The sequence below is a fragment of the Stappia sp. genome, assembly GCF_048261845.1.
In the GTDB taxonomy this organism is placed as follows: domain Bacteria; phylum Pseudomonadota; class Alphaproteobacteria; order Rhizobiales; family Stappiaceae; genus Stappia.
In genome coordinates, this window is sequence record NZ_JBLXFR010000030.1 from 1 (window position 1) to 24518 (window position 24518).

General features: G+C 65.6%; 24 protein-coding genes. 16 read left to right on the forward strand and 8 right to left on the reverse strand.

All coding sequences use genetic code 11. The features are described from left to right. Together dut and cysK are read left to right on the forward strand one after the other, a co-directional pair. Positions 1 to 206 (forward strand): dUTP diphosphatase (gene dut, locus ACN0T5_RS13150; RefSeq protein ID WP_417769058.1); only part of this gene is annotated, 206 nt, incomplete at its 5' end. Between the two features lie 193 nt (positions 207 to 399). Continuing rightward, positions 400 to 1362 carry a cysteine synthase A gene (gene cysK / locus ACN0T5_RS13155; protein WP_417769059.1) on the forward strand — a complete coding sequence of 321 codons (963 nt, stop codon included), beginning with the start codon at positions 400 to 402 and terminating at the stop codon, positions 1360 to 1362. Between the two features lie 85 nt (positions 1363 to 1447). Here cysK and ACN0T5_RS13160 read toward each other — a convergent pair whose 3' ends face one another. The 3 genes from ACN0T5_RS13160 to maiA form a co-directional block, all read right to left on the reverse strand. Next, positions 1448 to 1768 (reverse strand): heavy metal-binding domain-containing protein, encoded by a 321-nt coding sequence (locus ACN0T5_RS13160; RefSeq protein ID WP_417769060.1) that lies wholly within the window; start codon positions 1766 to 1768, stop codon positions 1448 to 1450. 76 nt (positions 1769 to 1844) lie between these two features. Beyond that, entirely contained in the window at positions 1845 to 3413 is a 1569-nt protein-coding gene (locus ACN0T5_RS13165; RefSeq protein WP_417769061.1) for a fused MFS/spermidine synthase, read from the reverse strand. 92 nt (positions 3414 to 3505) lie between these two features. Next, positions 3506 to 4156, reverse strand: coding sequence for a maleylacetoacetate isomerase (gene maiA / locus ACN0T5_RS13170; RefSeq protein WP_417769062.1), 651 nt, complete (start codon positions 4154 to 4156; stop codon positions 3506 to 3508). Between the two features lie 451 nt (positions 4157 to 4607). Here maiA and ACN0T5_RS13175 point away from each other — a divergent pair, with 451 nt between their 5' ends. From ACN0T5_RS13175 to ACN0T5_RS13185, 3 genes are all read left to right on the forward strand, one after another. Then, complete coding sequence (locus ACN0T5_RS13175; protein WP_417769063.1) at positions 4608 to 5963, forward strand: NAD(P)-dependent oxidoreductase; 1356 nt, start codon at positions 4608 to 4610, stop codon at positions 5961 to 5963. 64 nt (positions 5964 to 6027) lie between these two features. Continuing rightward, positions 6028 to 7338, forward strand: a complete 1311-nt coding sequence (preA, locus tag ACN0T5_RS13180; RefSeq protein WP_417769064.1) for an NAD-dependent dihydropyrimidine dehydrogenase subunit PreA — start codon at positions 6028 to 6030, stop codon at positions 7336 to 7338. A gap of 4 nt (positions 7339 to 7342) precedes the next feature. Then, the gene (locus ACN0T5_RS13185) at positions 7343 to 8308 is read left to right on the forward strand and encodes a DMT family transporter (protein ID WP_417769065.1); all 966 of its coding nucleotides are present in this window, start codon (positions 7343 to 7345) and stop codon (positions 8306 to 8308) included. Here the strand turns inward: ACN0T5_RS13185 and ACN0T5_RS13190 are convergent. The 3 genes from ACN0T5_RS13190 to ACN0T5_RS13200 form a co-directional block, all read right to left on the reverse strand. Continuing rightward, positions 8305 to 9108, reverse strand: coding sequence for a lytic murein transglycosylase (locus ACN0T5_RS13190; protein ID WP_417769066.1), 804 nt, complete (start codon positions 9106 to 9108; stop codon positions 8305 to 8307). The two genes, ACN0T5_RS13185 and ACN0T5_RS13190, sit on opposite strands and share 4 nt — an antisense overlap. A 101-nt stretch (positions 9109 to 9209) precedes the next feature. Beyond that, complete coding sequence (locus ACN0T5_RS13195) at positions 9210 to 9854, reverse strand: TetR family transcriptional regulator C-terminal domain-containing protein (protein WP_417769067.1); 645 nt, start codon at positions 9852 to 9854, stop codon at positions 9210 to 9212. 9 nt (positions 9855 to 9863) lie between these two features. Further along, positions 9864 to 10562 carry a TetR/AcrR family transcriptional regulator gene (locus tag ACN0T5_RS13200; protein WP_417769068.1) on the reverse strand — a complete coding sequence of 233 codons (699 nt, stop codon included), beginning with the start codon at positions 10560 to 10562 and terminating at the stop codon, positions 9864 to 9866. A gap of 507 nt (positions 10563 to 11069) precedes the next feature. On the opposite strand from ACN0T5_RS13200, the gene ACN0T5_RS13205 reads away from it, so the two are divergent. From ACN0T5_RS13205 to ACN0T5_RS13255, 11 genes are all read left to right on the forward strand, one after another. Beyond that, positions 11070 to 12395, forward strand: a complete 1326-nt coding sequence (locus ACN0T5_RS13205; protein WP_417769069.1) for an aspartate aminotransferase family protein — start codon at positions 11070 to 11072, stop codon at positions 12393 to 12395. 31 nt (positions 12396 to 12426) lie between these two features. Then, complete coding sequence (locus ACN0T5_RS13210) at positions 12427 to 13923, forward strand: CoA-acylating methylmalonate-semialdehyde dehydrogenase (protein WP_417769070.1); 1497 nt, start codon at positions 12427 to 12429, stop codon at positions 13921 to 13923. A gap of 6 nt (positions 13924 to 13929) precedes the next feature. Next, entirely contained in the window at positions 13930 to 14217 is a 288-nt protein-coding gene (locus tag ACN0T5_RS13215; RefSeq protein WP_417769071.1) for a cupin domain-containing protein, read from the forward strand. Between the two features lie 11 nt (positions 14218 to 14228). Further along, positions 14229 to 15488 (forward strand): Zn-dependent hydrolase, encoded by a 1260-nt coding sequence (locus ACN0T5_RS13220; RefSeq protein WP_417769072.1) that lies wholly within the window; start codon positions 14229 to 14231, stop codon positions 15486 to 15488. A gap of 31 nt (positions 15489 to 15519) precedes the next feature. After that, positions 15520 to 16152, forward strand: coding sequence for a LysE family translocator (locus ACN0T5_RS13225; protein ID WP_417769073.1), 633 nt, complete (start codon positions 15520 to 15522; stop codon positions 16150 to 16152). A gap of 78 nt (positions 16153 to 16230) precedes the next feature. Continuing rightward, the gene (hydA, locus tag ACN0T5_RS13230; protein ID WP_417769074.1) at positions 16231 to 17688 is read left to right on the forward strand and encodes a dihydropyrimidinase; all 1458 of its coding nucleotides are present in this window, start codon (positions 16231 to 16233) and stop codon (positions 17686 to 17688) included. Positions 17689 to 17818: 130 nt separating this feature from the next. Continuing rightward, positions 17819 to 18625 (forward strand): ABC transporter ATP-binding protein, encoded by an 807-nt coding sequence (locus ACN0T5_RS13235; RefSeq protein ID WP_417769075.1) that lies wholly within the window; start codon positions 17819 to 17821, stop codon positions 18623 to 18625. A 4-nt stretch (positions 18626 to 18629) separates the two neighbouring features. Continuing rightward, positions 18630 to 19193, forward strand: a complete 564-nt coding sequence (locus ACN0T5_RS13240; RefSeq protein ID WP_417769076.1) for a hypothetical protein — start codon at positions 18630 to 18632, stop codon at positions 19191 to 19193. Further along, positions 19190 to 20110 carry an ABC transporter permease gene (locus tag ACN0T5_RS13245; RefSeq protein WP_417769077.1) on the forward strand — a complete coding sequence of 307 codons (921 nt, stop codon included), beginning with the start codon at positions 19190 to 19192 and terminating at the stop codon, positions 20108 to 20110. Before ACN0T5_RS13240 ends, ACN0T5_RS13245 begins: the two co-directional genes overlap by 4 nt. A 110-nt stretch (positions 20111 to 20220) precedes the next feature. Then, positions 20221 to 21288: an ABC transporter permease gene (locus ACN0T5_RS13250; protein WP_417769101.1), complete on the forward strand. Its 1068-nt coding sequence runs from the start codon at positions 20221 to 20223 to the stop codon at positions 21286 to 21288. A 34-nt stretch (positions 21289 to 21322) separates the two neighbouring features. After that, positions 21323 to 22300, forward strand: coding sequence for an ABC transporter substrate-binding protein (locus ACN0T5_RS13255; RefSeq protein WP_417769078.1), 978 nt, complete (start codon positions 21323 to 21325; stop codon positions 22298 to 22300). 123 nt (positions 22301 to 22423) lie between these two features. Here the strand turns inward: ACN0T5_RS13255 and ACN0T5_RS13260 are convergent, their stop codons facing one another. Beyond that, positions 22424 to 23962, reverse strand: a complete 1539-nt coding sequence (locus tag ACN0T5_RS13260) for a tripartite tricarboxylate transporter permease (protein ID WP_417769079.1) — start codon at positions 23960 to 23962, stop codon at positions 22424 to 22426. Positions 23963 to 23965: 3 nt separating this feature from the next. Then, the gene (locus tag ACN0T5_RS13265) at positions 23966 to 24484 is read right to left on the reverse strand and encodes a tripartite tricarboxylate transporter TctB family protein (protein WP_417769080.1); all 519 of its coding nucleotides are present in this window, start codon (positions 24482 to 24484) and stop codon (positions 23966 to 23968) included. Positions 24485 to 24518 lie beyond the last annotated feature (34 nt).

Consider the following 24518-nt stretch of genomic DNA (forward strand, 5'->3'; position numbering starts at 1 on the left):
CGCCGGGAACCGTCGATTCCGATTATCGCGGCGAGATCAAGGTGATCCTGATCAATCTCGGCCACGAGCCCTTCACCGTGGAGCGCGGCAGCCGCATCGCCCAGATGGTGGTCGCACCTGTTTCCCGGGCAAGCCTCGTCGAGGTTTCCGCTCTCGACGAGACGCGCCGGGGCGAGGGCGGGTTCGGATCGACCGGGCACCACTGACCCTGTCTCTCATGGCACTTGCGGACTTGGTGTGAAATCTCGTTCCTGAAACAGGGTGATTTCGGGTATCCCGTTCCAATTTTCCGGAAAGGCTGGCCGGCAAGGGGTCTCGCCAGCGCCACGGTCAGTGCCTAGATTGACAGGAGAACGAGATGCCGGGCGCGACGCGGCCCGGCCAAGCAGGGAGCCTCGCATGAGCGACAAGAAACCCGGCCGCGGCCGCATCTATGCCTCGATCACCGAGACCATCGGCGACACGCCCCTTGTCCGGCTCGACCGGCTTGCGCAGGATGCCGGCGTCGAGGCGGAAATTCTCGGCAAGCTCGAATTCTTCAACCCGATCGCCAGCGTCAAGGACCGCATCGGTGTCTCGATGATCGAGGCGCTGGAGGCTGACGGCAAGATCGTCCCCGGCAAGACGACCCTGGTCGAACCGACCTCCGGCAACACCGGCATCGCGCTTGCGTTTGTCGCTGCCGCCAAGGGCTACCGGCTGATTCTGGTGATGCCCGAGACCATGTCCATCGAGCGGCGCAAGATGCTGAAACTGCTCGGTGCGGAGCTGGAGCTGACCGAGGGGCCGAAGGGCATGAAGGGCGCGATCGCCCGGGCTGAGGAACTGCTCGGCGAGATCGACGGCGCGGTGATGCCGCAGCAGTTCGAGAACCCGGCCAATCCGGCGATCCACCGCCGCACGACGGCCGAGGAGATCTGGAACGACACCGGCGGCAAGGTCGATGTGTTCGTCTCCGGCATCGGCACCGGCGGCACGATCACCGGTGTGAGCGATGTGCTGAAACAGCGAAACCCGGACCTCCATGTTGTCGCCGTCGAACCGACCGACAGCCCGATCCTGTCCGGCGGCACCCCCGGCCCGCACAAGATCCAGGGCATCGGCGCCGGTTTCGTGCCGGGCGTGCTCAACACCAAGGCCTATGACGAAGTGGTCACCGTCGCCAATGACGAGGCGTTCGAGCTGGCCCGCAAGGCCGCCCGCATCGAGGGCCTGCCGGTCGGCATCTCCTCGGGCGCGGCGCTGGCGGCGGCGCTGAAGGTCGGCGCGCGCCCCGAAATGAAGGGCAAGCGGATCGTCGTGATCATCCCTTCCTTCGCCGAGCGTTACCTGTCCACGGCGCTGTTCGACGGACTGGAGTGATCGGGTCGCCCGTGTGGCGGAGGTCCCGGGACATGCACAACGGCGGGACCCTGGTCCCGCCGTTGTGCCTTGTCAGGCCCGGCGCTCAGCGCACGATGACGGCCGTTCCGGTCGCGCTGACCATCAGCATCGACCCGTTCTGGCCGACCGTTTCGTAGTCGAGATCGACACCGATCACGGCGTTGGCGCCAAGCTGCGCTGCGCGCTGCTGCATCTCGTCGAGCGCAATCTCGCGAGCCTTCATCAACTCCTCTTCATAGGCGCCGGACCGGCCGCCGACGATGTCGCGGATGCCGGCAAAAAGGTCCTTGAAGATGTTGGCGCCGAGAATGGCCTCGCCCGTGACAATTCCCTTGTAGTCGGAAATCTCGCGGCCCTGCAGCGTGTTGGTCGTGGTGATCAGCATCGGTCGGTTGGTCTCCCGTTGTTCGCACGCATCGAGAAGTGGCGTCGGCGCGTGCCGGTATCAAGCCGGAGGCCGATCAGGGCTTCGGCCCCATGAGCCGGTCGATCGGCACGTAGTCGTCGGTAAGGAGCGGCGGATCGAGCGCCGCCACCAGCGTATCGATTCGTTCCGCCGGCATGCGTCCGAGAATGCGGCCGGCGGCTCCCGGAGCGTCCGGAGGCAGAACGAAGCGCGCCTGCGGTGTGGGATCGCGGCCGGCAACGAGCACGAATGTGGTGCGTCCGCCGGCAGTGAAATCCTCCGCCTCCACCCAGACCTCGACCGTGTCGAAGACGGCACGCAGGGTGCGAACGGTTGCGGCGAGCGCCTGCAACCGGTCCATGTGGTCTATCAGGTTCATCGCGTAGAAGCCGTCCGGCCCGAGCGCCAGGCCGACCTGCGAATAGAATTCGCGCGTCACCAGATGCGCGGGAACCGCGATGTCGGTGAAAGCGTCCCCGACGACGACTTGCAGATCCGTGTGTCCGTGAAGCAGGGCACGGGCGTCGCCGTGCCGGACGGTGAAACGCGACGGGTCTACCCCGAAGTCCGACGCCGCGACACGGGTCACCTGCGGATCGATTTCGGCGACGACAAGGCCGGGCCGGGAGGCCTCTGTCGTCCAGGCCCGGGGCAGGGTCAGCGAGCCGCCCCCGATGAAATAGGCCCGATCCGGAAGACCGCCGAGGCGCGCGCGGGTCACGGTGTCGATGATCGCGGCATAGGGCATGACCAGCCGCGCCGGATCGTCCAGCACGTTGATGCCGTGACCCAGGTGATCAAGCACCATCAGGCGCGTTGGCGCGCCGAAATCCGCCGTGACGTCGAGCGAGCGAATGCAGTAGTAGCGGCTCTCCACCTTGCAGGCACCCGTCGTCAATGCCGGTCCCGCCGTGACCGCCGCAATCGACAGCACGGTTGCGGCAAGGCCGGTCCGCAGGATGACGCCACCGTCGTCCGCCCGCGCGCGGCGTGCCATCCACAGGCAGGCGAGAGCGAAACAGGCATAGGCGCCGGCCACCGCGATCAGTGTCCAGGCGCTGCCGAGCCAGGAGATGAAGACATAGCCTGCGGCCAGTGTGCCGGCGATCGCGCCGATGGCCGAGATCGCATGCAGGGCTCCGAGCGCGCGACCGCTTTGCGCGCGCCCCTCGATGGCGAGGCGCGCCAGGATCGGCGAGGGAATGCCGGCTGCGAAGGAGGGCAGAAAGAACAGCAGGCCGGTCAGCGCGACAATGCCGGAAACCGGGTCCGCGAGCGTCGACAGGACCGGGCCGGAAAGATGGCGGAGCAGTGGCAGGACGGCGATGGTGGCAACCGCGCCGAGCGCGCCGGAAATCGCCAGCCAGCCCAGACCCGAGCGGGCCGGTCGGTCGGCGACGAGGCCGCCGGCCCAGTGCCCGGCGGAAAAGCCGGCAAGCACCACGGCGATGACGGCCGTCCACGTGTAGAGCGACATGCCGACGTAAGGCGCCAGCATGCGTCCGGCGACGATCTCCACCACGAGGCCGGCCGCCGCAACGAGGAATTGCGCGGCAAGCAGGAACGAGAAGGGCACGACGGGCGGAACCGGTTGAGTACCGGCGGTCGGGACGGGGTCGTTCATGCAGCGCAGACTAGTCCGCCCTTGCGGCCCGGCAAAGCGCTCGCTGCGCAAAATCGCGCAAATCCGAAACCGCAAATACGACCAGACGCGCCCTAGGCCGGCGGCGGGCCGATCCGGTCCGGATGGGCATCGGCAAAGGCCGGGAGGTCGTTGCAGGCCGCGTCGATGGCAACGAGCCGCGGCAGCGGCGCCAGGTCGATGCCCCAGCGCCGGGCGTTGTACATCTGCGGCACAAGGCAGAGATCGGCCAGTGTCGGCGTGTCGCCATGGCAGAACCGTCCGGTTGCGGGATCGTCGAGCATCCGTTCCAGCGCCGAAAGGCCCTTCGAGATGAAGGTCTGCATCCAGGCCGCCTTGGCGGCATCGCCGCCTCCGGTGAGATCGGCCACGTGCGAGGCGACCGAAAGGTTGCAGACGGGGTGGATCTCCATGGCGATGGCGTGGGCAAGCGCCCGCACCCGGTGCCGGCCGCCGGCATCACCCGGCATCAGTGACGATGTCTCGGGATGGGTCTCGTGCAGATACTCGATGATCGCCAGCGACTGGGTGAGGTCGTGGCCGTCGACCGCCAGTGTCGGAACGAGGCCTTGCGGATTGCGCGCCAGATTGTCGTCAGCCCGGTGCGCGCCGGTCAGCAGGTTGACGGCGACCGTGTCGTGCTCGAGGCCAAGCAGGTTGAGCGCGATCCGCACCCGGTAGCTCGCCGAGGAGCGCCAGTAGTCATAAAGAACGGGTCGGGTCACGGTGTATCTCCCTGGCTGGATGGCGCCTGCAGGCCGCGCCGCTGGCCCGATATCGCACGCTCGGAAGTCGGGGCCAAGCCCTGGCGGATTGCCGTCGCGGCACGCTGGCGGACAGGGGGATGACAAAAAATTTGACTATTTGGTCAAAATTCGGCCCAATGAATTTCGACGGACCCGCACCCGGTGAACGAGGCGCGGGCCGCATGCAATCGCCAGAGTTGGCGCTGGACGACACGGGGCCCCTTCCGGTCCCGAAAAGAACCGCGAAACCGCACGTCCCGCGCCCTGGAGCATCCGGCTTTCGCCGGAGACGGAAACGTCGCTCCGGACTTTGAGGTCGACCGGCCTTCCAGACGTTCCATCGGCTCCGATCGAACGCCGGCCGGTCCAGAGGGGTAAATCAGTGCCGGGCAGCCGTCAGGGACGGTCCGGCCAATGCGGAGGTGCAGCCATGGCTGACGCGCTCGTTAGTCCCGACATTCGCGCGGGGCGCCTGACGGCGGACGACTATCTGGAGAATTTCGACGACCTGCACCCGCCGCTCGGCGTGCACGAGGCGCGGGTCGAGGCGGATCGCTGCTATTTCTGCTACGACGCGCCCTGCACGATCGCCTGTCCGACCTCGATCGACATTCCGAAATTCATCCGGCAGATCTCGACCGGCAACCCGCTCGGCTCGGCGAAGACGATCTTCGAGCAGAACATCCTCGGCGGCATGTGCGCCCGCGTCTGCCCGACGGAGACGCTCTGCGAAGAGGCCTGCGTTCGCAATCTCGCGGAGGACAAGCCGGTTGCGATCGGCCTGCTGCAGCGGCATGCGACGGACACCTATTTCGAACGCGCCGAAAAGCACCCCTATGAACGCGCTGCACCGACCGGCAAGCATGTCGCCGTGGTCGGCGGCGGTCCTGCGGGTCTTTCCTGTGCCCATGCCCTGGCGCGCCAGGGCCACGACGTCACCATCTTTGAGGCCCGGCCGAAGCTCGGCGGCCTGAGCGAGTTCGGCATCGCCGCCTACAAGACCACCAACGATTTCGCCCAGGACGAGGTCGATTTCGTCCTCTCCATCGGCGGCATCTCGGTGGAGTGCAACAAGGTACTTGGGCGCGACATCACGCTCGAGGCCCTGCGCCGCGACCATGACGCGGTGTTCCTCGGCATGGGGCTTGCCGGCGTCAACGCACTCAGGGCGGAAGGCGAGGATCTGGCCGGCGTCATCGACGCGGTTGCCTACATCGCCGAGCTTCGCCAGGCGCCCGATCTCGCGACACTGCCCATCGGCCGCAAGGTCGTGGTCATCGGCGGCGGCATGACGGCCATCGACATTGCCGTGCAGGCCAAGCGCCTTGGCGCCGAGGAGGTGACCATCGCCTACCGGCGCGACCGCGAGGCAATGAAGGCCAGCGCCTACGAGCAGGAAGTCGCGCTCACCAATGGCGTCGTCATTCGCGAGTGTCTGGCCCCGAAACGCCTGGTCGGCGAGGCCGGACACGTGCGCGCCATCGAACTGGAGCGGGTCGTCGCCGACAGTTCCGGCCGGTTGTCGGGCACGGGCGAGACCGTGACGCTGGAAGCGGACCAGGTCTTCAAGGCCATCGGACAGACCTTCATGCCGGACGGGCTCGGCGGCGCCGACGCACTGGCGCTCGATGGCGGGCGCATCGAGGTGGACGCGGATCGCCGCACGTCGCTGCCTGACGTGTGGGCAGGCGGAGACTGTATCGAAGGCGGCGAGGACCTCACGGTCGCCGCAGTCGAGGATGGCAAGATTGCCGCCGCCGCAATCCACGCGGCGCTCGGAGCCTGACGCCAAACCCCGCGTCTCGCGCATTCCCTTTCACCCCCGAAACATCCGTGGGGAGGTTTTCGAAATGGCCGATCTCAGCACCAATTTTCTCGGCATCAAGTCGCCCAATCCGTTCTGGCTCGCCTCCGCGCCGCCGACCGACAAGGAATACAACGTCGTGCGCGCCTTCAAGGCGGGCTGGGGCGGGGTCGTCTGGAAGACGCTCGGCGAAGACCCGGCGGTGGTCAACGTCAACGGCCCGCGCTACGGCGCCGTCCACGGCCGTGACCGCAACGTCATCGGGTTCAACAATATCGAACTGATCACCGACCGCCCGCTCGAGGTGAACCTGCGCGAGATCAAGCAGGTCAAGCGCGACTGGCCCGACCGGGCGCTGGTGGTTTCCCTGATGGTGCCCTGCGAGGAGCAGAACTGGGTCGATATCCTGCGCCGCGTCGAGGAGACGGAGGCCGATGGCGTCGAGCTCAATTTCGGCTGCCCGCACGGCATGTCGGAGCGCGGCATGGGGTCGGCCGTCGGCCAGGTGCCCGAATACATCGAAATGGTCACCCGCTGGTGCAAGCAGCACACACGCATGCCTGTGATCGTCAAGCTGACGCCGAATATCACCGACATCCGCAATCCGGCCCGCGCGGCGCATGCCGGCGGGGCCGATGCCGTGTCGCTGATCAACACGATCAACTCCATCGTCTCGGTCGATCTCGACGCGATGGCGCCCAACCCGACAATCGACGGGCGCGGTGCCCATGGCGGCTATTGCGGGCCGGCGGTGAAGCCGATCGCCCTCAACATGGTGGCGGAGATCGCCCGCGATCCGCAGATGCGCGGCCTGCCGATATCCGGCATCGGCGGGGTCACCGACTGGCGCGATGCGGCGGAGTTCATGGCGCTGGGCGCCGGAACGGTTCAGGTCTGCACCGCAGCGATGGTCTACGGCTTCCGCGTGGTCGAGGACATGATCGACGGCCTCTCGGACTGGATGGACGAGAAGGGCTACACCTCGGTCGACCAGTTTGTCGGCCGCGCCGTGCCCAACGTCACCGACTGGCAGCAGCTCAACCTGAACTATGTGGTCAAGGCGCGCATCGACCAGGACGCCTGCATCCAGTGCGGCCGATGCCATATCGCCTGCGAGGACACCTCTCACCAGGCGATCACCTCGATGAAGGACGGGTTGCGGCACTTCGAGGTCATCGACGAGGAATGCGTCGGCTGCAACCTGTGCGTCTCGGTCTGCCCGGTCGAGGACTGCATCACCATGGAACAGCTGACGGACGGATCCGACCCCCGCACGGGCCGCAAGATCGATCCGGCCTATGCCAACTGGACGACCCATCCGAACAACCCCAACCGGGTGCAGGACGCAGCTGAATGAGCCTTTGCGTGACAAGGCGGGTGCGGTGACGGTCGGCACCGCGCCGCAGACGGACGAAACCGGGCGCGCTCATGTGGCGATGCTCGGTTTCGTGTTTCTCGTCTCCACGTCCTTCCCGGTCGGACATGCCATCACCGCCGCGCTCGACCCGGCCGTGCTCACCGCCTTGCGCTTCTCCATCGCCGCCGCGATCTTCGCCGGCATGGCGACCGTCAAGCGGCAATGGCATCGGCCGAAGCTTGCGCGGCTGCCGGTCTATTTTCTGATCGCGCTGCTGCTCGACATATTCTTCGTGACCATGTTCGAGGCGCTGCGACTGACGAGCGCGCTCAATGCCGGAGCGGTCTTCACGCTGCTGCCGGCATTTACAGCCCTTGCCGGCCTGATGCTTCTCGGCCAGCGGATTTCACGGTTCCAGGCCATCTGTCTGGCGGTGGGTGCGGCCGGGGCACTGCTCGTGCTGTTCGGCTCGGATCTCTCGCGGCTCGCCCGTCTCGAGTTCGGCGAAGGCGAGCGGATCTACCTCGTGGGTGTTGCCGCCTACGCCTTCTATGCCCCCTTGATGCGGCTCTTCAACAAGGGTGAGCCGCTGGAGCATTTCAACTTCTGGATCCTGGTCTGCGGGGCCGTGATGCTTCTGGCCTATGGCCGCGAGGAACTGGCGGCGACGGACTGGAGCGCGGTGCCCCTGTCCGTCTATGCCGGGATCGCCTATCTCGCGGTGTTTCCGACAGCGACGAGCTTCTTCTGCGCCACCTATGCGAGCCTCCGCCTGCCGTCCGGACCGGTGATGGCCTACACCTATCTGCTGCCGTCCTTCGTGCTGGCCGAGACGCTGGCGCTGGGCGCATCCTGGCCGGGCCTGTGGACGGTTGCCGGCGTGCTGGTGACGGCCGTCGCGACCATCCTCCTGCAGCGCCGGCCTCCTGCAGTGCCGGACCGGTCGCGAGGCCCGTCGACCTGCCGCTAGCGACGAAGCTGCGTGGCGAAATGGGCAATGGTCTTGCGATAGACCTCGGCCCGGTTCCAGTCCTTCAGAACGCCGTAATTGCGGGTGCCCGGCGACCAGTCGCCGCCCTTGCTCCAGCCGTGCTGGCGCAGGAAATTCGCGGTCGAGGCAAAGACGTCCGGCGTGCTGCGGATCAGGTTGGGGCGCCCGTCGCCGTCGAAATCGACAGCAAAGCGCTCGTAGCTGGAGGCCAGGAACTGGGTCTGGCCGATCTCTCCGGCCCAGGCACCCTTCATGTCGGAAATCCGCATCTGGCCCCGGTCGGCGATCCTCAGGGCGCTCATCAGCTCATTGGTGAAGAAGGCCGAGCGACGGCAATCATAGGCGAGCGCCGAGAGCGAGGAGAAAATCGGGATGTTGCCCATGAAGCCGCCGAAGCCGGATTCCAGCCCCCAGATGGACACGATGATCTCCTTGGGCACGCCGTATTTGCGCTCGACCCGGTCGAGCACCCTTGCATGCTGCTGCATCCGGCGCTTGCCCATGGCGATCGTCGAGGGCGGCGCGCGCCGGGCGAGGAACTGCTCGAACGAAAGCTTGAAGGATTTCTGGTTGCGGTCGAGCCGAATGACCTTGGCGTTGTAGGTCATGTTGCCGAGCGCGGCCTCGACCGTGCGGCTTGAGATGCCCGAAGCGACTGCCTCGCGCTTGAAGGCGGCAAGCCACGTGGGAAACCCCTTGGCATTGTTGCCGCACTTGGCGGCTTCCGCGGTTCCGGTCGCAAGCAACAGCATGCCGGCAATGAGAAGGGCCTTGCGCATGGAATCTCCCGTCCTGTGGCAAGGCGCCATGCGACCCGCCAATCGGATCCGCGACCGCGCGCCCGCCGTCGAAACGCAGGATACAAGCCGCAAGGCCAAGATCAAGCGCGCGGCAGCAAGCCGCCGAAGATCAGGTCGGTGAGCGAGGCGAGGGCTTCCTTGCGGAACTTCGGATCGTCGATGCCGGTGCCGGTGATCGCCTCGATCTGCGGGGCGAAATCGGCATAGGTCTGGGTCGTCGCCCAGATCAGGAAAATGAGATGATGCGGATCGACGGGCCGTATCCGGCCGCGTGCCGCCCAGTGGCGCAGCACCTCCGACTTCTCGTCGACCAGGCTCTTCAGCGGGCCTTCCAGGACGTCGCGGATCATCGGCGCGCCCTGCATGACCTCGTTGGCGAAGAGCCGCGAGGCTTCCGGATATTCGGCCGAGAAGCGCAATTTCTGCTCGATATAGGCGGCAAGTTCCGTTCGCGGATCTCCGTCCGGATCGAGGGTGCGCAAGGGCGCCAGCCAGCGGTCGAGCAGATCGGCCAGCACCGCCTTGTAGATCTCCGACTTGGAGCCGAAATAGTAGAGCAGGTTCGACTTCGACATGCCCGCGTCCTCGGCGATCTGGTCGACGCGGGCGCCGCGGTAACCGAAGCGCGAAAAGACGGCAAGCGCCGCATCGAGGATGCGCGCCCGGTTCTTCTCCTGAATGCGGGTGCGTGGCGGGGTGTCCTGCTGCGGGGCGGTGCTGTCCATGGTCCCTGCCTATTCTCCCGCCGGCGTGGCCGCTTCGCCTGCCGGGGCGAGCTGCGCGGGTGCATCGCGACGCGCGGGCCCCGTGGCTCCGATCCCTGCCAGAATGATGCCGGTCACCGTCCTCTTCGCCTCCTCGAACTGGGCATCGTCAAGCGGCGCCCCTCCGTTCAGCGTATCGATCTGGTGGTTGAAATCGGCGTAGTGCTGTGTGGTCGCCCAGATCATGTAGAGAAGATATTCCGGGTTGACCGGAGCGATCTTGCCTTCCGCGATCCAGCGTTCGATCACGGCAACGCGCGAGGCCGTCCAGTCGCGCAGCGTGGTTTCAAGATAGTCCTGGATCACCGGCGCCTTGTGCAGGATCTCGTTGGCCCAGACCTTCGATCCCATCGGATGCTCGCGCGAGATGTCCATCTTCTTGGAGATATAGGCGGTCAGCGCCTCGACCGGATCGTCGCTCTCGTCGAAGGAATTGGCGGCGTCCAGCCAGATGTTGAAAATATGCTCCACGACGCGGCGGTAGAGCGCTTCCTTGGTCGGGAAATAATAGTGCAGGTTCGCCTTGGGCAGGCCGGCGCGGTCGGCGATCATGCCGGTCGTGGCGCCGCGAAAGCCGCTTTCGCCAAAGACTTCCTCGGCCGCCCTGAGGATCGTGCGCTCGTTCTCCGCCCGGATGGCGCTCTTGTGTGTCCTGTCGCTGCCGCGCATCGCTCCTGGCCGTTGCTTGGCCCTTTGTTTGGACCATTGTTCGGCCCGTTGCTTGGACCGTCTCGTCCGTGACTGCCAATTCGGCAGCTGGTCCGAAAATTGATCTTGACCGGATGGTCAAGCCTTCCTAGGCTCGATTTGACCATTTGGTCAGGTTTTTCAGCCTGGCGCAATGGCTAAAGACGCAGCGGACCTTCGGCACCGAACCAACAAGACCGATGGCCGCGCACTTCCAGATTCCGGCCGGATCGCCTCGATGCTCAGGCAGGGCAGCCGGCCGCCCGGGCAACAGAAACGCGCAGCCGCGCCGGACGCATTCGCGTCGAGGTACGGCGCATGTCCTCTCGCGATATCCGGGCACGGGAACCGGCCGACGGTGGCGAGCCTGCCCGGCGCCATGCGGGACTTCGCCTGCAAGGCCGGAGGCAGCCGATCCGGTCCGGCCGCAACGCAGTCACACAGGTGCGCCGCGTCCCGTGACCGGGCGCGCGCGACGGGGGGAGCAACATGTCGAAGCCGGCGCTTACCAGCAACAATCTCGACGCCTTCTGGATGCCGTTCACGGCGAACCGCCAGTTCAAGCAGAACCCGCGGCTCTTCGTCGGCGCCGAAGGCATGTTCTACAAGACGGCTGACGGCCGCGACGTGCTCGACGGCACCGCCGGCCTGTGGTGCTGCAATGCGGGCCACGCGCGGCCCCGCATCACCGAAGCCGTACAGCGCCAGATCGCCGAACTCGACTATGCGCCGGCCTTCCAGATGGGCCATCCGCACGCCTTCGAGCTGGCGGCGCGTCTGTCTGCGCTGATGCCCTCGCCCCTCGATCATGTGTTCTTCACCAATTCCGGATCGGAATCCGTCGAGACCGCGCTGAAGATGGCGATCGCCTATCACCGTGTGCGCGGCGAAGGGTCAAGAACGCGCCTGATCGGCCGCGAACGCGGATATCACGGCGTCAATTTCGGCGGCATCTCCGTTGGCGGCATCGTCGCCAATCGCAAGATGTTCGGCACGCTGCTCGGCGGTGTCGATCACCTGCCGCACACCCATGACCTCGCCCGCAACGCCTGGACGCGCGGGCAGCCGGAGAGCGGCGCCGAATATGCCGAGGAGCTGATCCGGCTGATCCAGCTGCACGACGCCTCGACCATCGCCGCCGTCATCGTCGAGCCGGTCGCCGGCTCCACCGGCGTGCTCATCCCGCCCAAGGGCTATCTGGAGCGATTGAAGGCCATTTGCGACCAGCACGGCATCCTGCTGATCTTCGACGAGGTGATCACCGGGTTCGGCCGTCTCGGCTCACCCTTCGCCGTCGACCATTTCGGCGTCGTCCCGGATCTGGTGACGACGGCCAAGGGCATCACCAACGGCGTCATCCCGATGGGTGCGGTGTTCTGCGCCAGCCATGTGCACGAGGCCTTCATGACGGGCCCCGAGCACCTGATCGAGTTCTTCCACGGCTACACGTATTCCGGCCATCCGGTCGCCTGCGCGGCGGCGCTCGGCACGCTCGACACCTACGAGGAGGAAGGCCTCTTGACCCGGGCGGCGGAACTCGGTCCCTACTGGGCCGACGCGCTGCATTCGCTGAAGGGCGCCCGTCATGTCATCGACATCCGCAATATCGGCCTGATCGGCGCCATAGAGCTGCAGCCGATTGCCGGCGAACCGACCAAGCGCGCCTTTTCCGCCTTCCTGAAAGCCTACGAGGCGGGCGTGCTGATCCGCACCACCGGCGACATCATCGCCCTTTCCCCGCCGCTGATCATCGAGAAGGGTCACATCGACCAACTCGTCGACACGATCCGCGACGTGCTGGAAAGCCTCGACTGAAACCGGACTTCAGCTCCGACCGGGACAGACCATGACCACCATCGAGAATGCCATCGGCGGCCAGCGTGCCGTTTCCCGCTCGACCCGCACGCAGGGCGTGTTCAATCCCGCCACCGGCGAGCAGTCGGCGACGCTGCCGCTGTCGACGGCGGCAGAAGTCTCCGAGGCCATCGCCGCCGCGAAGGCGGCCTTCCCGTCCTGGCGCGATACCCCGCCGCTGAAACGCGCGCGGATGATGTTCCGCTTCAAGGAGCTGCTCACCGCACATGCCGAGGACATCGCCCGGGCGGTCTCCGCCGAGCACGGCAAGACCCATGACGACGCGCTTGGCGAGGTCGCGCGCGGCATCGAGGTGGTGGAATTCGCCTGCGGCATCCCGCATCTGCTGAAGGGCGAGTTCGCCCGCAATGTCGGGCCGGCGATCGACAGCTATTCCGACCGCCAGCCGCTTGGCGTCGTCGCCGGCATCACGCCGTTCAACTTCCCGGCCATGGTGCCCTTGTGGATGTATCCGATCGCGGTTGCCTGCGGAAACACCTTCATCCTGAAACCGTCGGAGCGCGATCCGTCGGCCGTGATGGTCGTCTACGATCTCTTCCAGAAGGCGGGCTTTCCCGACGGCGTCCTGAACGTCGTGCATGGCGACAAGGAGGCGGTCGACGTCCTCCTCACCCACCCGGACGTCAAGGCGGTGTCCTTCGTCGGCTCCACGCCGATTGCCGAGTATGTCTATTCGACCGGCACCGCGCACGGAAAGCGCGTGCAGGCGCTGGGCGGCGCCAAGAACCACATGATCGTCATGCCGGATGCGGACATGGACCAGGCCGCCGACGCGCTGATGGGCGCGGGCTACGGCTCGGCCGGCGAGCGCTGCATGGCGATTTCCGTGGCGGTGCCCATCGGTCAGGAGACCGCCGACCGTCTGGTGGAAAAACTCGTGCCCCGCGTCCAGGCGCTGAAGATCGGGCCGGCGACCGACAAGGACGCCGAGATGGGGCCGGTGGTTACCGAACAGCACATGCGCAAGGTGCTCGGCTATATCGACCAGGGCGAGAAGGAAGGTGCCGAGCTTCTCGTCGACGGTCGCGGGTTCTCGCTGCAAGGCTATGAAAACGGCTATTTCGTCGGCGGCACCCTGTTCGACCGGGTGACGAAGGACATGACGATCTACAAGGAGGAGATCTTCGGTCCGGTTCTGTCGGTGGTGCGCGCCAAGGGCTACGAGGAGGCCCTGACGCTGATCAACGAGCACGAATACGGCAACGGCACGGCGATCTTCACCCGCGACGGCGATGCCGCGCGCGCCTTTGCCGACCGGATCGAGGTCGGCATGGTCGGCATCAACGTGCCGATCCCGGTGCCGGTCGCCTATTTCTCCTTCGGCGGCTGGAAGCGCTCGCTGTTCGGCGATCATTCGATCTACGGTGCGGAGGGCGTGCGCTTCAACACGCGGCTGAAGACGGTGACGACGCGCTGGCCGGCCGGCATCAAGGACGGCGCGGTCTATACGTTCCCGAATATGGAGTGAGCCGGGATGCATCGTGCCACGGCCAAGGCCACGACCCTGATCGATGACGCGAAGGTGCGCGTCACCCGCTTCGACTTCGCGCCCGGCGCGGAGACGGGTTGGCATCGTCATGGGCTGGACTACGTGATCACGACGCTGACCGACTGCCACATGCTGCTGGAGGAGCAGGGCGGCGCCAGCCGCCCGGTCCTGGTCCCGGCCGGCACCGTTTACCGGCGCGACGAGGGCGTCGAGCACAACGTCATCAACGAGGGCACGGCGACGATGTCCTTCATCGAAACCGAACTGAAATAGGAGCGCGCACGATGGCAGCAGCACCGGGCCAGAATCTCCGGATCGATCCCGACCGCCTCTGGGACAGCCTGATGGAGATGGCGAAGATCGGGCCCGGCGTTGCCGGCGGCAACAACCGCCAGACGCTGACCGATGCCGACAACGAGGGCCGCAAGCTCTTTCAGGCCTGGTGCGAGGCGGCGGGCCTGACCATGGGCGTCGACACGATGGGCAACATGTTCATGACGCGGCCCGGCACCGACCCGGACGCCGATCCGGTCTATATGGGCTCCCACCTCGACACCCAGCCGACGGGCGGCAAGTATGACGGCGTGCTTGGCGTTCTGGGCGGACTGGAAGTCATCCGTGCCCTCAACGACCTCGACATCAGGACGCGCCGGCCGATCGTGCTCACCAACTGGACCAACGAGGAAGGCACGCGTTTCGCGCCCGCCATGCTCGCCTCCGGCGTCTTTGCCGGCGTGCATGACCTCGACTGGGCCTATGCCCGCAAGGACGCGGACGGCAAGACTGTCGGCGAGGAGCTGAAGCGCATCGGCTGGGTCGGCGACGAGGAGGTCGGCGCGCGCAAGGACAAGATCCACGCCATGTTCGAGCTGCATATCGAGCAGGGACCGATCCTGGAGGCCGAGGGCAAGGACATCGGTGTCGTCACCCACGGCCAGGGCCTGTGGTGGCTGGAGGTCACCGTTACCGGCAAGGACAGCCACACGGGCTCGACGCCCATGCCGATGCGCAGGAATGCCGGTCTCGGCATGGCGCGCATGACCGAACTGGTGCACGAGATCGCCATGCGGCACCAGCCGCGCGCCGTCGGCGCCATCGGCCATTGCGACGTCCACCCCAATTCGCGCAACGTCATTCCCGGCAAGGTGGTCTTCACCATCGATTTCCGCTCGCCCGATCAGGAGACGCTTGATGCGATGAAGGCGGAGTTCGAGGCCGGGGCGCCGAAGATCGCCGAGGACCTGGGACTTTCGGTTACCATCGAGGCGGTGGGTCACTTCGATCCGGTCACCTTCGACGAGACCTGCGTCAAAGCCGTGCGCAATGCGGCCGAGAAACTCGGCTACTCGCATCAGGACATCATCTCGGGCGCCGGCCATGATGCCTGCTGGGTCAACAGGGTCGCGCCGACGGCGATGATCATGTGCCCCTGCGTCGACGGGCTGTCGCACAACGAGGCCGAGGACATCACGAAGGACTGGGCGCGGGCCGGCGCCGACGTGCTGCTGCATGCGGTGCTGGAAGCGGCGGAAATCGCGGAATAGGCGTCAGTCGTCGCCAACTGGGGGCAGGTGAATGGATCTTTCGATAGTGCTTTCCTTTGTCGCGGTTGCCGGGCTCTTGGTGATGTCGCCGGGCCCCAACGGCGTGCTCATCGCGCGCACCGTGCCGACCTCGGGCCGGCTGGCGGGTTTTGCCAATATCGCCGGCTTCATCACCGCCTTCTACCTGCATGGCGCGCTGGTGGTGTTCGGCGTTTCGGTCCTTCTGGTCCGCTCTGCGGAACTGTTCTTCGCGGTGAAGATGCTGGGCGCCGCCTATCTGTGCTGGATCGGCGTCAAGGCGTTGCGGGACGCGTGGCGCGGCGCCATTGCCCCGACCGACATCTCCCCGGCGCGGCGCCGGCGCACGCTGGTGATTGCCTATTGGGAAGGGTTGCTGACCAACGCGCTCAACCCGAAGGTCTCGATGTTCTACCTTGCGGCCTTCCCGCAATTCCTGCCGCCCGGGCTGGCGACGCCGGCCAACACGTTCACGCTGGTCTTCATCCATTCGATGCTCAATCTCGTCTGGTTCAGCCTGATGGTGATGGCTTTCTCGCGGCTTGCGGCAGCGGCACGCAGCGGGACGTTCCAGCGCTGGATCAAGGGCATCACCGGGGTCGTGTTTCTCGGCTTCGGCGCAAGGCTCGCGACCTACGAGCCGTAGGGGCAAAAACCGGAGGAACGGCCGGGAAGCGACGTATCCCGGCGGCCAGACACACCGGAACACGAGAGGGAACCAGACATGGCCAGCAAAGTGATCAAGGGTGGCACGGTCGTCACCGCGGACCTCAGCTACGAAGCGGATGTGAAGATCGAGGGCGGACGCATCGTCGAGATCGGCCCGAACCTGACCGGCGACGAGGTGCTCGATGCCGCCGGCTGCTACGTGATGCCGGGCGGCATCGACCCGCATGTGCATCTGGAAATGCCCTTCATGGGCACTTATTCGGCCGATGACTTCGAAAGCGGCACGCGCGCGGGCCTTGCCGGCGGCACGACGATGGTGGTCGATTTCTGCCTGCCGGCGCCCGGCCAGTCGCTGCTCGAGGCGCTGACCATGTGGGACAACAAGTCGACACGGGCCAATTGCGACTATTCCTTCCATATGGCGGTCACATGGTGGGGCGAGCAGGTCTTCAACGAGATGGAGACGGTTGTCCGCGACAAGGGCATCAACACCTTCAAGCATTTCATGGCCTACAAGGGTGCGCTGATGGTGGATGACGACGAGATGTTCGCCTCCTTCCAGCGCTGCGCCGAGCTTGGCGCATTGCCGATGGTGCATGCCGAAAACGGCGATGTGGTCGCCCAGCTTCAGGCCAAGCTGATGGCCGAGGGCAACAACGGCCCGGAAGCGCATGCCTATTCGCGCCCGGCCGAGGTCGAGGGCGAGGCCACCAACAGGGCGATCATGATCGCCGACATGGCCGGCGTGCCGCTTTATGTGGTGCACACCTCGTCCGAGCAGGCGCATGAGGCGATCCGCCGGGCCAAGCAGAACGGCATCCGCTGCTATGGCGAGCCGCTGATCCAGCACCTGACGCTCGACGACAGCGAATACAGGAACGCCGACTGGGACCATGCCGCACGGCGGGTGATGTCGCCGCCCTTCCGCGACAAGAAGCACCAGGACAGCCTGTGGGCCGGCCTGCAGGCCGGCACGCTGCAGGTGGTGGCGACCGACCACTGCGCCTTCACCACGGAGCAGAAGCGTACCGGCCTTGGCGACTTCACCAAGATCCCCAACGGCACTGGCGGTCTGGAAGACCGCATGCCGATGTTGTGGACGCAAGGGGTCGCCACCGGCCGGCTGACGATGAACGAATTCGTCGCCGTCACCTCCACCAACATCGCCAAGATCCTCAACATCTACCCGAAAAAGGGCGCGATCCTGGTCGGGGCGGATGCCGATATCGTCGTCTGGGATCCAATGAGGGAAAAGACGATTTCCGCGTCGAACCAGCAGTCGGCCATCGACTACAATGTGTTCGAGGGCAAGCATGTGAAGGGCCTGCCGCGCTTCACGCTGACCCGGGGCGAGGTGGCGATCGAGGACGGCGCGGTGAAGACCCGGGAGGGTCATGGGCAGTTCGTCGCGCGCCAGCCGTTCCAGGCGGTCAACAGGGCGCTTTCGACCTGGAAGGACCTGACCGCGCCGCGCAAGGTGGAGCGCTCGGGCATTCCGCAAAGCGGCGTGTGAGCCCGGGAGCGGGCTCTCCCGACGGGAATGGCCCGCTCTTTGCTTTCCTGACACGGCAGGCGGACGGATTGACAAGGCAGGACAGCGGCGGCGGGGCATGCGGCCGCGGATCGATGGAGACAGTGCCGGAATGCAAGGACAGCCAGCGGAAGAGGCGGCATCGCCCGTCATCGACATCGCCAAGCTTTCGCTCACCTTCGAGACCAATGATGGGCCGGTCCACGCGCTGTCCAACATAGATCTCAGGATCGATGCCGGCGATTTCGTCTCCTTCATCGGGCCGAGCGGCTGCGGCAAGACCACGCTTTTGCGGGTGATCGCGGACCTGGAGGCGCCGACCGGCGGCTCGATCTCCGTCAACGGCATGACGCCGGACGAGGCCCGGCTGAAGCGCGCCTATGGCTACATCTTCCAGGCGGCGGCCCTTTACCCGTGGCGAACCATCGCCGACAACATCGCCCTGCCTCTGGAAATCATGGGCTTTTCGAAGGCCGACCGGGAGGAGCGCATCCGCCGCAACATGGAGCTGGTCAATCTGTCCGGCTTCGAGCGCAAGTATCCTTGGCAGCTGTCGGGCGGCATGCAGCAGCGGGCCTCCATCGCCCGCGCGCTCTCCTTCGACCCGGACCTGCTCCTGATGGACGAGCCCTTCGGCGCGCTCGACGAGATCGTCCGTGATCACCTCAACGAGCAGCTGCTGAAACTGTGGGCCAAGACCAGCAAGACGGTGGTCTTCGTCACCCACTCGATCCCCGAAGCGGTGTTCCTGTCGACCAAGATCGTGGTGCTGTGTCCGCGTCCGGGCCGCATCTACGACGTGATCGAGAACAACCTGCCGCGCGAACGCACCCTCGACATCCGCGAGACGCCGGAATTCCTCAAGATCGCCCACCGCGTCCGCGAGGGCTTGAGGGCGGGGCACAGCTATGATGATTGAGGCGATGCGAAACCGGATCGGCTGGCACACGACCGTCATGCGGCGCGGCCGTGAAGGCGATAGCGACCTCTTCACGGTCGTCTCCAGTCAAAAGCCCGCCGCCACGATCATCGGCGGCGTTCCGGTCGTGTTGCTTGGCGGGGCTACGGCGACCTACGTCGCGGCGCATGCCGATGTTGTCGCGCTGCTGATGGTCGGTCTCGTCGGCTACATGCTCTATGAGCTCGCGCGGGTGAATTTCGGAGTGGTTCTGCTGCGTCTCGGCAGGGAGATCGAGGCAAGCTCGATGCTGGTGCTTCCCGGCATCGGAAGGGTGCCCCTCGGGCCGACCCGAAAATGGCCGTTGAACACGCTGTCGAGCGTCTCGACGCTGCAAACGGAATATGGAAAGGCCAAGACCAAGCCGGTCGACTGGCCCGGCTTCGGCCTTGACGTGAAGATTGGCGAGGCTGCGGCGCGGCGGCTGGTGTCCGGCTTGACGCTGGAACAGGCCGAGACAATGCGCTGCGCGATTTTGGCGCGCATGGAACGGGAGGTGGAGGGCCAACGGGAGGTGGAGGGCCAATGAATTCCGCAGCGCTTCCCGCTTCCCGCCGATCGCCCTTCGCCGGTCTGATGCGTGGCACGGCCGGGCCGGTCATCGTCGTCGTCGCGGCGATCATCGCGATCTGGTATCTGGCGGCGGTGATGCTCAACACGCCGTTCCAGCGCGACATCTACAAGCGCGGCGGGGTGGAGGATGCACCGCTCGCGCAGCTTGTCGCCGATACGCTGTCGCAGGACCGGCCCGTGCTGCCGTCGCCGCATCAGGTGGCCGTGGAGATCTGGGAGACGACCGCCAACAAGACCGTGACCTCCAAGCGCAGCCTGATCTATCACAGCTCGATCACGCTCTCCTCGACCCTGCTCGGCTTCGTCCTCGGCACCGGGCTCGGCATCGTCCTCGCCATCGGCGTGGTGCACAGCCGCGTGCTCGACAAGAGCCTGATGCCCTGGGTGATCTCCTCGCAGACGATCCCCATTCTGGCGATCGCGCCGATGATCATCGTCGTGCTCAACGCGATCGGCATTTCCGGCCTGCTGCCCAAGGCGATGATATCCACCTACCTCTCGTTCTTTCCGGTGACCGTCGGCATGGTCAAGGGGCTGCGCTCGCCCGAGACCATCCAGCTCGACCTGATGAAGACCTATTCGGCAAGCCGGGCCCAGGCGCTGTGGAAGCTGCGCCTGCCCTCCGCAGCGCCCTATCTCTTTGCCTCGATGAAGGTCGGTGTTGCCGCAAGCCTCGTCGGCGCCATCGTCGGCGAGCTTCCCACGGGTGCCGTCGCGGGGCTGGGCGCCCGCCTCCTCGCCGGTTCCTATTACGGCCAGACAGTGCAGATCTGGTCGGCGCTGATCGTCGCTGCAGTCATCGCCGCCTCCCTGGTTGCGCTGATCGGGGTCACTGAGCGGATCGTCCTGAAGCGCATGGGGATGGCGCAATGAACACGGCACAGCTTCCAGGCGGACCGGACTCGCTCGGCATGGGCGCGAAACTGTCGCCGGTGACGCGGCTGCTTTCGACTGCCGCCCTCGTCCTTGCCGTGATGGCCAGCATGTTGCCGCTGATTTCCGGCGAGAACGTTTCCCTGGGCCTGTTCGACAGTCCGCTCCTTGCCGCTTCGGCGTTTGCCGCGGTCCTCGTGCTCACTCCTTACCGGTTCCGCTTCTTCCATGGGCCTCTCGCGGTCCTCGCGCTTGTCGGCGTCTCCTACGCGCTGGCCTTCACCCTGATCACCCTGGTCGGGCGCCATCCGGGCCTGGCCGGTCACGGCTTCTGGGCCTATGTCGCGGTTGCCTGGGCGATGGCCTGGCTTTCGGTGGAGGAGATGGCGGCCCTGTCGCCGCGCAGCCCGTTGCTGCGGCGGCTCGTGTCGTTTGCCATTCCGCTGTCCTTCGGCATCTGGCTTCTGATCCTCTGGCAGGTGCTGGTGGTCGGCTTTGCCGTTCCCAAGGTGCTGCTGCCGGCGCCCGCCGACATCTGGACGCGGCTGCTTTCCTCGCCGTCGATCCTGTGGGCGGATTTCCGCCAGACGTTCCTGAAAGGCGTGCTGGTCGGCTACGCCATCGGCTGCGGGTCCGGTTTCCTGGTGGCCATCCTGGTGGACAGGGTGCCGTTCCTGCGCCGCGGCTTGCTGCCGATCGGCAACCTGGTGTCGGCCCTGCCGATCATCGGTGTCGCCCCGATCATGGTCATGTGGTTCGGTTTCGACTGGCCGTCCAAGGCGGCGGTGGTCATCATCATGACCTTCTTCCCGATGCTGGTGAACACGGTCACCGGCCTTGCCGCCGCCGACCGCATCCAGCACGACCTGATGCACACATATGCGGCAAACTATCGTCAGACACTGGTCAAGATGCGGCTGCCGATGGCCATGCCCTTCATCTTCAATGCCTTGAAAATCAACTCGACGCTCGCCCTCATCGGGGCCATTGTTGCCGAATTCTTCGGCACGCCCATCGTTGGCATGGGCTTTCGCATCTCCACCGAGGTGGGGCGGATGAATGTCGACATGGTCTGGGCCTCGATCGCCGTGGCGGCGCTGGCCGGATCTCTTTTCTACGGATTGGTGACCCTCGTCGAACGGGTGGTCACGTTCTGGCATCCGTCAGTCCGGGGATAACGGGCGGCGGAAGCCACACCAGAGGGAGTAGGACATGAAGAAGACCTTGCTTGCCGCGGCAGCGCTTGCCTTTGCCTTCGGACCGGCCCATGCGGCCGATGACGTGACGTTGCAGCTCAAATGGGTCACCCAGGGCCAGTTTGCCGGCTACTATGTGGCCAAGGACAAGGGCTTCTACGATGAAGAAGGCCTGAACGTCACGATCAAGCCGGGTGGTCCCGACATCGCCCCGCCGCAGGTGATTGCCGGCGGCGGCGCCGACGTGATCGTCGACTGGATGCCCTCGGCGCTGGCCAGCCGCGAGCGCGGCGTGCCGCTCGTCAACATCGCCCAGCCGTTCAAGAAGTCCGGCATGATGCTGACCTGTCTGAAGGAAACCGGTGTCACCAAGCCGGAGGATTTCCGTGGCCGTACGCTCGGTGTCTGGTTCTTCGGCAACGAGTATCCGTTCCTGTCCTGGATGAGCCAGCTCGGCATCCCGACCGATGGCAGCGACAATGGCGTGAAGGTCCTGAAGCAGGGCTTCAACGTCGACCCGCTGCTGCAGAAGCAGGCCGACTGCATCTCGACCATGACCTACAACGAATATTGGCAGGTCATCGACGCGGGCATCCCGGAGAGCGAACTGGTGCTCTTCAAGTATGAGGACCAGGGCGTCGCAACCCTTGAGGACGGGCTCTATGTGGTCGAGGAGAAGCTCTCCGACCCGGCCTTCGTCGACAAGATGGCCCGCTTCGTTCGCGCCTCCATGAAGGGCTGGGACTATGCCCGCGAGAATCCGGACGAGGCAGCCGACATCGTTCTGGAGAACGATGCCACCGGCGCGCAGACCGAGACCCATCAGAAGCGCATGGTCCGCGAGATCAACAAGCTGACGGAAGGCTCCGACGGCCGTCTCGACATGGAGGACTATCAGCGCACGGTGAACACGTTGCTGGGCGGCGGGTCCGATCCGGTGATCACCAGGGAGCCGACCGGCGCCACCACCACCGTGGTGACCGACAAGCTCTGACAGCTGATACGGCCCCGCCGTTTTGCAGGGGCGTCGATTGTAAGAAAAAGAGGCCGCCGGGAGGCATTCCCGGCGCCCTTTCCTGTATTGACGGCGTTGCTGTCGCTGCGGACCGGTTCGGTCTCAGCCGCCTTCGCCGGCGGCTTCCCGGCGCCGTGCCATCAGCCGGCCGAGCATCGGCGTCACCATCGGCACGACCAGGATGAGCACGGCGATCGCCAGGATCGAGGCGGTCAGCGGTCGCTCCCAGACGAAGGCCCAGCTGTCGTTGCTGATGATCAGCGCCCTGCGCAGGTTCTCTTCCATCATGCCGCCCAGAATGAAACCGAGCAGCATCGGCGCCATCGGCATGTCGAGAAGCCTGAGCACCATCGCCCCGACCGCGAAGATCACCATCAGCTGGATGTCGAACGTGTTGAAGGTGACGAAGTAGACGCCGATCAGGGAGAAGAACAGGATCATCGGCACGAGCACCGTGTGCGGCAGGGCCAGAACACGGGCGATATACGGGATCAGTGGCAGGTTGAGCACCAGCAGGATCACGTTGCCGAGATACATGGAGATGATCACCGACCAGAACACCTCCGGATTGTCGGTGAAAAGACGCGGTCCCGGCTGCACACCGTAGGAAATCAGCGCGCCCAGCATGATCGCGGTCGTGCCCGATCCGGGAATGCCGAGGGTGAGAAGCGGCACGAAGGAGCCCGAGCAGGCGGCGTTGTTGGCTGTCTCCGGTGCCGCAAGGCCGCGGATCGATCCGTGGCCGAACAGCTTGCCCTTGATGGGGCCGGCGATCCGCTGCTCCATGCCATAGGCAAGGAACGACGCGATCGTGGCGCCGGCTCCCGGCAGGACGCCGACGAAGAAGCCGAGGATCGAAGACCGGCCGATGACCGGCACCATCTCGCGCACTTCCTCCTTGTTGAGCCGCATCGAGCCGAGGCTGGCATTGGCGTCTTTCTCGCGCGCGGCCTCTTCGGCCGTCTTCGGCCTGAGGACCGACATCAGCGCTTCCGACAGGGCGAAGGTCGCCATGGCCAGCAGCAGGAAAGAGATGCCGTCGATCAGGTCGAGAATGCCGAAGGTGAAGCGCTGCATGCCCTGCGTTTCGTCGGTGCCGATGGTGGACAGCATCAGTCCGAGAACGGTCATGATCAGGGCCTTGAGCACCTTGCCGCGTCCCGCGAACGCGGCGACGGCGGTGAGGCCGAGCACCATCAGCGCGAAATAGTCCGTCGACTGGAAGGCAAGCGAGACCACGGCGAGCGAAGGCGCGGCAACGAGCAGGAAGAGGGCGGCGATGGTGCCGCCGGAAAAGGACGAGTAGGCGGCAATCGCCAGTGCCTTTCCGGCGTGGCCCTGCTTGGCCATCGGATAGCCGTCGAAGGCTGTCGCGACAGTGCCGGCAACGCCGGGCGCATTGATCAGGATCGAGGAGGTGGAGCCGCCGAAGATCGCGCCGTAGTAGACGCCGGCCATCAGGATCATGCCCGTGGCGGGCTCGAAACCGTAGGTGATCGGAATCATCAGGGCGATGGCCGAGATCGGACCGAGGCCCGGCAACATGCCGATGAAGGTTCCGGCGAAGCAGCCGACCGCCACCATCAGGATGTTGATCGGCGAGGCGGCGGTCGACAGACCGACAAGAATACCGTCAAGCATGGCTCAGCCTCCGAACATGTCGACAAGGACTTCGGGGAGCGGCGCGATATAGACGCCGAGAAACTGTGTCATCAGAACCCAGAAGAAGACGACGATGCTCACCGAGGAAAGCAGGACCATGACGAAGCGCCGCTCGCCGAGCACCAGCATGCCGGCGATCAGGAACAGCGAGGTCGAGACCAGGAAGCCGAGCGGGCGCACGGTGAGGCCGTAGAAGACCATCAGGGCGCACAGCACGATGACCCGGATCAGGGGGAAGCCCTGGCCGGCGATCGGGCGGGCAAGTTGCTTCATGGCATCCAGCCAGCGTGCGTTCTCGGTGCGGTCGGCCTCGCTCATCGGTTTGAACAGGACGGCGAGAGACAGCACGCAACCCAGGACCGCGAGCGCCTGTGGCATCGAGCGGGCCGTGAAAGCGTCGTTCATCTGGAATGGCAACAGCGGGATGCGGAAGATCATCACGCCGTAGCCGATGGAAAAGGCGAGCATGAGAAGCGCGCCGATACGGTCGCGGGTCAGCATGGCTTGGGCCGATCTGTGCAAGAGGGTCGAAGGA

Coding starts and splice junctions, on each gene's coding strand:
- cysK (WP_417769059.1), top strand. CDS start 400: ATGAGCGACAAGAAACCCGGCCGCGGCCGCATCTATGCCTCGATCACC.
- ACN0T5_RS13160 (WP_417769060.1), bottom strand. CDS start 1,768: ATGCTGATCACCACGACCAACACGCTGCAGGGCCGCGAGATTTCCGAC.
- ACN0T5_RS13165 (WP_417769061.1), bottom strand. CDS start 3,413: ATGAACGACCCCGTCCCGACCGCCGGTACTCAACCGGTTCCGCCCGTC.
- ACN0T5_RS13175 (WP_417769063.1), top strand. CDS start 4,608: ATGGCTGACGCGCTCGTTAGTCCCGACATTCGCGCGGGGCGCCTGACG.
- preA (WP_417769064.1), top strand. CDS start 6,028: ATGGCCGATCTCAGCACCAATTTTCTCGGCATCAAGTCGCCCAATCCG.
- ACN0T5_RS13190 (WP_417769066.1), bottom strand. CDS start 9,108: ATGCGCAAGGCCCTTCTCATTGCCGGCATGCTGTTGCTTGCGACCGGA.
- ACN0T5_RS13195 (WP_417769067.1), bottom strand. CDS start 9,854: ATGGACAGCACCGCCCCGCAGCAGGACACCCCGCCACGCACCCGCATT.
- ACN0T5_RS13200 (WP_417769068.1), bottom strand. CDS start 10,562: ATGCGCGGCAGCGACAGGACACACAAGAGCGCCATCCGGGCGGAGAAC.
- ACN0T5_RS13205 (WP_417769069.1), top strand. CDS start 11,070: ATGTCGAAGCCGGCGCTTACCAGCAACAATCTCGACGCCTTCTGGATG.
- ACN0T5_RS13210 (WP_417769070.1), top strand. CDS start 12,427: ATGACCACCATCGAGAATGCCATCGGCGGCCAGCGTGCCGTTTCCCGC.
- ACN0T5_RS13215 (WP_417769071.1), top strand. CDS start 13,930: ATGCATCGTGCCACGGCCAAGGCCACGACCCTGATCGATGACGCGAAG.
- ACN0T5_RS13220 (WP_417769072.1), top strand. CDS start 14,229: ATGGCAGCAGCACCGGGCCAGAATCTCCGGATCGATCCCGACCGCCTC.
- ACN0T5_RS13225 (WP_417769073.1), top strand. CDS start 15,520: ATGGATCTTTCGATAGTGCTTTCCTTTGTCGCGGTTGCCGGGCTCTTG.
- hydA (WP_417769074.1), top strand. CDS start 16,231: ATGGCCAGCAAAGTGATCAAGGGTGGCACGGTCGTCACCGCGGACCTC.
- ACN0T5_RS13235 (WP_417769075.1), top strand. CDS start 17,819: ATGCAAGGACAGCCAGCGGAAGAGGCGGCATCGCCCGTCATCGACATC.
- ACN0T5_RS13240 (WP_417769076.1), top strand. CDS start 18,630: ATGCGAAACCGGATCGGCTGGCACACGACCGTCATGCGGCGCGGCCGT.
- ACN0T5_RS13245 (WP_417769077.1), top strand. CDS start 19,190: ATGAATTCCGCAGCGCTTCCCGCTTCCCGCCGATCGCCCTTCGCCGGT.
- ACN0T5_RS13250 (WP_417769101.1), top strand. CDS start 20,221: ATGTTGCCGCTGATTTCCGGCGAGAACGTTTCCCTGGGCCTGTTCGAC.
- ACN0T5_RS13255 (WP_417769078.1), top strand. CDS start 21,323: ATGAAGAAGACCTTGCTTGCCGCGGCAGCGCTTGCCTTTGCCTTCGGA.
- ACN0T5_RS13260 (WP_417769079.1), bottom strand. CDS start 23,962: ATGCTTGACGGTATTCTTGTCGGTCTGTCGACCGCCGCCTCGCCGATC.
- ACN0T5_RS13265 (WP_417769080.1), bottom strand. CDS start 24,484: ATGCTGACCCGCGACCGTATCGGCGCGCTTCTCATGCTCGCCTTTTCC.